Below are 6,201 nucleotides of genomic sequence, written 5' to 3'. Positions count from 1 at the left end.
AATTGGTTTATCTGCGGTGATTCGTTTTAGTGGCAGTTATGTGCCTGAGGAAAATCTTGCAGCTGTATTGTACGACCTCAGTTTTGAGAAAAAGAATGTACGTTCTTGGCGTGACAGTGGAATGAATTTAGCAGATGTACCGCCAGTGTTATTAGCTGAAACTTATGCTGATTATTTAAAAGTTGCTGAGGCATGTTCTGGTTTTGATCCTGAATGGCAGAAGAAAACACCTTGGTAAAATGGTAAAGATATGAATCCACAAGACATTATTAAATTAAGTGCTGAACAACGTTTTGCAGAAGAACTTGCAATAATCAGTGAGCATGACCATGCGCCTAAACCACAAGGTTGGTTACGTTCACCACGTGCGGTACGCCAATTTATTCTCGGTGATGAGAAATTAGCGATTAGCCGTAAATTTTATGGTGATGATGCTTTAGTCGACAGAGCGATTGTGACTTTACTGGGCAAACAAGGTCTCATGTTGGTGGGTGAACCAGGTACAGCAAAATCTATGCTGTCCGAATTATTAGCAGCAGCGATTAGTGGTGACTCAGGACTTACCATTCAAGGAACAGCAGGCACGACTGAAGATCATCTCAAATATTCATGGAACTATGCTTTATTGCTGGCTGAAGGTCCCAATGAAAAGTCTTTAGTTGCATCACCTGTTTATCAAGCGATGCAGCTTGGCAAGATCATTCGTTTCGAGGAAATCACGCGTTGTCCACCTGAAATTCAGGATGTCTTAGTTTCATTAATGTCTGAAAAGACCATGATGATTCCTGAGCTTGGGGATCAAGGTCGTGTTTATGCCAAAGCAGGATTTAATATTATTGCTACCGCCAATTTAAGAGATCGCGGTGTGCATGAGATGTCATCCGCATTGAAACGTCGTTTTAATTTTGAAACTGTACGACCGATTGCTGATCCTGTTTTTGAACGTGAGCTTGTACTGACTCAGTTGAAACGCGAGTTAGGAGAGTTATCTGATCAGATTCAAATGTCTGAATCTGTGGTTGATCTACTGGTCACAGTTTTTCAAGAGTTACGTCAAGGCACAACCAAAGACGGTACCTCAATTAAAACACCTGATGCGGTGATGTCGACTGCTGAAGCGGTCAATATCGCTTATGCAGCTGCTTTAGAAGGCTATTATTTAGGTGATCAATCTTTGAGTAGTGCTGCGATTGCGCGTCAGTTGATTGGCGTGGTGTTAAAAGATAATGCTGACGATGCCAAGCGGATGCGTTTTTATATGGATAATGTTGCCCGTGAACGTGCCAAACAGGATGTAACTTGGAAGGCTTTTTTTGATGCTGGAAAAACGTTTTGGCAGTAGATTTTTTGAGTCTTAACTGAGTCGTGCCGAGTTCTCATCTTATTTGAGGATAAGCCTTCGGCTCGACCTACTTTTGTTTCGACAAAAGTAGGCAAAACCATTTGTCATTCACAGAACCTGTTGACTTCTTACATTTAGTTAATCGAGTCGCAGAAACAACATTTGACAGATACCACGCAGGCTGTGAATGACGTTCCGAGTATCAGATGTTGTATGTAGTTTATATAAAAAGTGAAAATTTATTGAAATAAAGAATATGACGATACCACAACGCTTACAACTAGCATTACAACAGCAAAAGGCTTTGGCAGATAAAGGTATTCATTTTTTACCGATTCGCCATCATAGCCCAGCGTGTGCTTATGCTGCTTTACAATCGTTGCAGCAATTACAGCCTAAACACATATTGATTGAAGCACCACGTTCATTTAATCGTTTAATTGCAGATTTACAGCATCCAGATAGTCAGCCACCACTAGCTGTACTGTGTCAAACCGAAATCATGGAAGCAAATAATAATGCTGCTGATGATGAAAAGACGGAACAGAAACAAACGCGTACTGCTTATTATCCATTTTGCGATTATTCACCTGAATGGGTTGCGCTGCGATATGCGCCAGAAATTAATGCTGAGGTTGAGTTTATTGATTTAGCATGGACAAGTCAGATTGATCATGAATTAAAGACGATCACCAAACAAACTTGGCAAAGTCGAAGCTTACAGCAAGAGCGCTATTTGGCTCATAGTCAGTATTTACAAACCCTAGCACAGAAGTTGCACTGTCGAAATCATGATGAACTTTGGGATCACTTATTTGAGTTAAAGCCAAAGCTGGAGATGCATGATTGGCAAAGCTTTTTCCATGAGGTGCTCGTTTGGTGTGCTATGTCTCGTTTAGATTATGAGGATAGTGTTTTAGAAGCCGATGCTTCTTTAATCCGAGAACAATGCATGCTGCAAAGCATCTTAGAATGTTATGCAAATAAAAAGGGTAAAATCTGTATCCTCACAGGTGGTTTTCATACCTTAGCCTTAATTGAGCAATTGGCAGCACATTTACTGGTTGAGAAACCTAAGAAAATTAAAAAAATGAAGTCAGCAGATCAAGATGACCAAGCATGGTTGATTCGTTATAGTTTTGATCGTCTTGATGCTTTAAATGGTTATGCTTCTGGTATGCCATCGCCTGCATTTTATCAACGTTGCTGGCAACATATGATGGAGAAATCCTTTGATGATGCTGAACAGCGACAAGCCTTAATCGTTGAGTTACTGTCTGATTTTTCTACGCAATTACGCGACCAGCAGATTTTAGAAAGCAGTTTTATTACGGTTAAAAATGCGACTGAACAGGCGATTAGATTAGCGACTTTAAGAGGACATCATTTAATTAGTCGTTTTGATTTGATTGATGCCTGTCAAAGTAGTTTTGTCAAAGGCAGTTTAGATGAGGGACAACAAGCATTTCAAAGCCTATTGAAGCAAATTCTGGGTGGTGCGCGTCTAGGACAAGTGGTGCAATCCACGCAAACACCGCCACTGTTAGCTCAAGTTTATGATTTAGCAAAAGTTCATCGTTTTAAATTGGATGAAACGACCACCAAACGCGCAAAACTGGATGTCTTTCGAAATCAGAAACATCGTTTGCGCAGTCGTTTTCTACATTTACTTGATTTCTTGCAAGTGGGATTTGCCAAGTCTGTGACTGGCCCAGATTTCTTAGGTGGTGGGCGCTTACATTTATTATTTGAAGAATGGGATTATGCATGGACACCCCATGTTGAAGCTCAGTTGATTGAATTATCCGAGTTAGGAAGTGAGTTAAATACTGTTGCAGTACAAAAACTCTTGCATATCAAACAGACTTTTTCTCAGGCAGGACAAGGAAGGTCATCACATCTTGCAGTACAGCTTTTAATTCGAGCAGCATTGATGGGATTGCACAAACAAATTCCAATTCTGTTTACTGAAGTTCAACAATTCTTACCCACTGATCCTGATTTGGATTCGGTGATTCAATGTGGACAAAAATTATTAAATTTATGGACAGGCAAAGATTTTTTAGCTTTTCAGCAACAACCTGAACTCAAAGCGCTGATGCAGCAAGTCATCCCCACAGCTTTATTTTTACTGTCTCAGTTGGCAACGCCACCAGCAGACCAACAACAGCAAATTCTTAATCAAGTTTTGCAATTACGCAATTTGTCTAAGCAGATAAATCGTGTAGTAGGTGGTGAGCAAAATTTCTTAGCACAATTTTATAATGCTTTAGCACGATTAAACACGGACTGGCAAAAGCTAGATGTGTTGGCAGGTGCGGTTGATGCCTTACGTTTTATTGATGGTGATTTGACTGAACAGGATTTACAACAATCAGTTCAGCGACATTTTGGTTTAGGTGTTAACCCTGAACATGCGGTCGCTTATCTATCTGGAATGATGCAAAGCGCACCTGAATTATTATTGCGTTATCCTGCAATGGCACAACTACTGAATCAACTGTTATTAAAATGGGACGAGGCTGCCTTTGTGGCGATTCTGCCTGATTTACGCCAATCATTTACTCATTTTAAACCGAAGGAAACAGCAGCTTTTGCTGAGCAGATTGCGCAGTTGAATGATGTTTCAAGTTTGGATATCTCTCAATATATCAGTGAGGTTTCACAAGCTGAAATGCTACAAGGTGTTCAATTAAATCAACAACTACAAGAATTTTTGATCGAGCGAAATTTACAAGGTTGGTTAGTATAATGAATGATGCAAACTCTAATAACCTTGCAGCACGTTGGCGCTTAATTCTGGGTCGCTATAGTGATCGAGCTTTGGATCAGGTACAGCTTGATGCAGAACAATTACGTTTGGAACGTACTCTCGATTATTTATACAACCGTGAGTATGAACAACGTGGTCATGTTGCAGGGGGGTCTCGTCATGGCTCATTAGATGACTCACAGCTCACTGCAATTAATTGGCTCAATCAAGCGCGAAAATTATTTCCGCAAAGTACCTTTGAACGTATTCAAACTCAAGCAGTTGAACGCTACCAATTAGATGCATTACTCAAAGATCCGCAAAGCTTAAAAAGTTTAGAGCCTACACCTCAGCTTGCTAAAGCATTATTGACGATGCGTGGGCGAATGAATGCGCAAACTCGAGATGCTGTCCGAGAGATTATTCAAACTGTAGTAGAGCAAATCGTTGCACGATTAAAACCCAACTTTATCAATGCGATTCATGGTCGACGCAATCGTTTTCGCCGTTCTTTGATCGCAAATAGTCAGAACTTTGACTGGCGACGTACGATTCGGAAAAATCTAAAATACTATAACGCTGATTTAAATAAGCTTATTATTCAACAACCATTCTTCAATGCGCGGGTACAACGTCATTTACCTTGGACTGTCGTGTTGTGCGTGGACCAAAGTGGTTCAATGATGAACTCTGTTATGTACAGTGCGATTTGTGCAAGCATCCTCGCAAGTTTACCTGCTGTAAAAGTACATCTCGTATTATTTGATACCAATATTGTTGATTTATCTCATATGGCACATGACCCCGTTGAAGTGCTATTGACTGTTCAGCTTGGTGGTGGCACAGACATTGCCAAAGCGGTGAATTATTGCGAACGTTTTATCACACAACCAAATCGCACGATTTTTACGTTAATCAGTGATTTTGAAGAAGGTGGTTCTGTAGCACATTTACTCAATGCGATTAGTCGCTTGCAAAGTCAACACGTAAAGTTATTGGGCTTAGCTGCTTTAGATGAACAAGCTAACCCTGTCTATGATATTCAAATGGCACAGAAGCTGAATGAGAGGGGCATGTCTGTTGCAGCGCTAACCCCTGAACATTTTGCTGAATGGATGGCAGAGGTGATGCAATGAGCTGGCAACACCAATATTTGGCTTATGATCAAGACAGTCTTGCTACTTATGCAAATACTGGTTTGGTTCGCCGTGCCTTAAAAGATATTGAGGCAGGAAAGGTTATTTTACAAACGGAGCGATCTGAACACATCACCATTGAGAGTGATGGTCAACAAGTTGGTTTATCATCGGCAGGTTTAGTCAATGCATCATGTAGTTGCCCTGCAACAGGTGCTTGTAAGCACATTGTCGCAGCCGTTTTATATCTGCAACAACATTTACAAAATTCAGTTCAGCAACCAATCGAAAATCTAACAACAGACTCAGCTGAGGATATTCAAAGTACGACTGTTGAATTGGTTGAACAACTTGAAAATAATTTCCAACCCAATCTGATCGAAGAAATATTGAGAGTTGATCTCAACCAAATCGCAAAGAAAATAGGTAAAGCTCAAACTCAAAAAGCCATCAAACTCGCTCGTCTTTGGCAAAAAGAACAACAAACAGAATTATTTGAAGAAGAATACAGTTTAAAAATTCGTATCAAGAGTCTGGCTGAAGACATTATTTATGTGGCAGGGGCTAGTTTTGCTGGAATGCTGTCAAATTTAGAAAAGGATCAGTCTGCATATTATCTAGCTGCTTTAAGTGAAGTACAGCGACTGCAAGGAAAATTCTGGACTGAGTTGGAACTTAATGAAACAGAGAATTCCGTAGTTCTGAGTGAGATTGAAGGTCAATTTATTATTGAATTAAAAGATGATCTTGCTCAGTTGATTGAGTTTGGTTTATCGCATGTAAATGAAATGACTGCACGACAATTACATCTACTGAATATGTCTGCTAGAAGTGAGTCATTACCTCGATTGGCTGCAATGTTAAGGCAACTGAGCGGTCAGGTTGCTCGACTTTTAAATCGTGACGAACATAGTTCTGAACACGAAACATTATTATATTTAGCTCAAATCAATGCGTATCTTTACCAGTTA

At 40.1% G+C, this 6,201-nt stretch carries 5 protein-coding genes; all 5 read left to right on the top strand.

Annotation, left to right across the window (positions count from 1 at the left end):
• Positions 1 to 238: hypothetical protein (locus A2003_RS12645; RefSeq protein ID WP_286687453.1), on the top strand; the 238-nt coding region annotated here is incomplete at its 5' end.
• 12 nt (positions 239 to 250) lie between these two features.
• Positions 251 to 1,342: an ATP-binding protein gene (locus A2003_RS12640; RefSeq protein ID WP_125272296.1), complete on the top strand. Its 1,092-nt coding sequence runs from the start codon at positions 251 to 253 to the stop codon at positions 1,340 to 1,342.
• A gap of 256 nt (positions 1,343 to 1,598) precedes the next feature.
• Positions 1,599 to 4,094, top strand: coding sequence for a DUF5682 family protein (locus tag A2003_RS12635; RefSeq protein WP_286687452.1), 2,496 nt, complete (start codon positions 1,599 to 1,601; stop codon positions 4,092 to 4,094).
• Positions 4,094 to 5,230: a VWA domain-containing protein gene (locus A2003_RS12630; protein ID WP_286687451.1), complete on the top strand. Its 1,137-nt coding sequence runs from the start codon at positions 4,094 to 4,096 to the stop codon at positions 5,228 to 5,230. The genes A2003_RS12635 and A2003_RS12630 overlap by 1 nt, the downstream gene beginning before the upstream one ends.
• Positions 5,227 to 6,201 (top strand): SWIM zinc finger family protein (locus A2003_RS12625; protein WP_286687450.1); only part of this gene is annotated, 975 nt, incomplete at its 3' end. The genes A2003_RS12630 and A2003_RS12625, both read left to right, overlap by 4 nt.

The sequence above is a fragment of the Acinetobacter sp. GWC1_38_13 genome, assembly GCF_001767535.1.
GTDB classification, from domain to species: Bacteria; Pseudomonadota; Gammaproteobacteria; order Pseudomonadales; family Moraxellaceae; genus Acinetobacter; species Acinetobacter junii.
This window is presented reverse-complemented; position numbering and strand designations above follow the sequence as displayed.